Annotated in this window: 2 protein-coding genes; both read right to left on the minus strand. The window is 75.9% G+C overall.

The features are described 5' to 3' along the window. Positions 1–11 precede the first annotated feature (11 nt). Positions 12–1,247 carry an ergothioneine biosynthesis glutamate--cysteine ligase EgtA gene (gene egtA / locus ABZU53_RS30990; RefSeq protein ID WP_354862924.1) on the minus strand — a complete coding sequence of 412 codons (1,236 nt, stop codon included), beginning with the start codon at positions 1,245–1,247 and terminating at the stop codon, positions 12–14. Positions 1,248–1,401: 154 nt separating this feature from the next. After that, a partial coding sequence (locus ABZU53_RS30995; RefSeq protein WP_355069116.1) for a hypothetical protein occupies positions 1,402–1,983 on the minus strand: 582 nt, incomplete at its 5' end.

Below are 1,983 nucleotides of genomic sequence, written 5' to 3' on the forward strand. Positions count from 1 at the left end.
ACTCCTCGCGCTCACCGGTCTCCCCTCTGTGCGGCGGCCAGCCGCCGTCGTACGCCTCGTTGGACCTCGTCGTGGGTGCCGGCCGGCAGCTCCAGCTGGGGCAGTGTGGCCAGGGCCAGGTCGAGCAGCGCGGCCGCGGCGGCGGCCAGCGTCGGGTCGGACAGGCCGTGCCGCGCGGCCGCCGACCAGCGGTGCGCCACCGGCGCGCCGATCGTGTACGCCGCGCGCACGGTGCCCGCGTCGGTGAACAGCGCGCTCAGCACCGCCAGCGGGAGACGCCAGTCCCGGTCGGGCTGGGCGTCGAGATAGCGCAGTTCCAGGTAGCCGCGCGGGCGCACGGGTGGGAAAAGGGTGCTGACGTGGTAGTCAAGATCGTCGGTGGTGGGCGGACGGGGCAGCGCGCCGTCGAGCCAGTCGGCGAAGGTGACACCCGGCGGCGGGGCCCAGTCCGGGCCGCGTCGGCGCAGGCAGAGCAGCGGCGCGGCAAGCACGTACCGGATCCAGGTGGTCGTCGGATCCTCGTCGGCGTTGCCGGGCACCCACACCGGGCGGGTGCGGGCCGGGTCGATGGCCAGCCAGGCGGCCATACGCGCGGACGCCCAACCGGTGCGCCGCCCGGCGTGCCGGCTGGCCGAGGCGAACGCCGCGAGCAACGGCGGCCCGACCGCGTGGGCCGTCGCCCAGCGCGCCGCGACCTGGTCCGGCTCGCCGATGTCGAGGCAGACCTGCAGACCGGCGGTGCTGTACATCATCGTCCGGCCGGCCGGACCCCGCCGGTCGAAGGCGCGACGCATGGCGCGGTAGCGGGGAGTGTCCACCACTGGGCGGGGCCGACGGTGCGGGTCGATTCCGCTGCGGCCGAGGGTCAGCCCGGCGGCGGCCAGGAGGCCGGTGACCTGGGCGATGTCGGCCTCGGTGGCCTGGATCAGCGCGCCGGTCGAAGAACGCGGCGGGGTGGATATCTCCAACTGGCCGCCCGGTTCGAGGGTCACCGTGCCGCCGTGTCGCAGCGGCTCGGCGGGGCTCGTGGGGTCCAGCGTGACGGGGCTGTGGCGCCCCAGCGCCGCCCGCAGCCGCACCGGGTCGACCGGTCGGGCAGGGTCGGCGGCGTCGTGCACGGTCCATTCCAGTTCGACGCCGGTGTATGTCGGGGGGCCGGTCTTGAAGCAGATGCGCGCGAGATGTCGGCCTGCGGCCGCGGACTCACGCAGGATCGCGCTGCGATCCAGCTCGGGCGACGTCACCATTGGTGCAGCCTCCTTCGTCGTGCGCCAACTCCGGAACACTGTGCCACCGTAAACCAGGCCACCGACACTGTCGGCGGCGTCGACGGTGCCACCAACCCCTGTCTAACAGACGAATTTCCCGGTGCACGGCAGAACGAACGCGCCGGCCGGACGCTCAGTTCGCGGCCGACCCGGCCGGGTGGGAGGGCTTGGTCTTCGCCGATCCGGGCGGCGTCCCCGCCAAGGACGGTTCGGCGGGGGCAGACGACCGCGCCGGAGCCGACGGCTTCGCCTCGGGCACCAGTCGCTGGCAGTACTCCTCGACCGCGGCGACGCCACCGGCGGCCTCCACCAGCCGCTGGAAGGCCGGCGTCCGCAACTTCTTCTCCCGCTTCTCGGGCTTCCCTGCGCGCCAGGCCCGGCACAGCCCGTGCAGCTGACCGTTCGGCGCCGAACCGACGGTCGGAGTGCCGGTCGGGGACGGCGGGCCGGGCGACGCCGATCGGCTCGGCGCGGTCGGCGTGGTCGCCGCGGTCGCCGCGGGATCGCTGGCGGTCGGTGGCGCGCTGCTCGGCGCCGGCGGGACCGGGTCGGGTGCCCGGTCCAGGCCGGCCGCGGCGAACGCGGCGCCCGCGGTGGCGGTGGCGGCCAGCGCCCCGATCCAGGCCAACGCGCCGGTGGTGAGCCGACGGCTGCGTGGTCGTCGGGCCGCGGCGGGCTCCGGGGCGGCGGCCCGGGCGGCCCGGAACGCGGCCAG

The sequence above is a fragment of the Micromonospora sp. NPDC005194 genome (assembly GCF_040608335.1).
Lineage (GTDB): Bacteria > Actinomycetota > Actinomycetes > Mycobacteriales > Micromonosporaceae > Micromonospora.

Coding starts and splice junctions, on each gene's coding strand:
- egtA (WP_354862924.1), bottom strand. CDS start 1,247: ATGGTGACGTCGCCCGAGCTGGATCGCAGCGCGATCCTGCGTGAGTCC.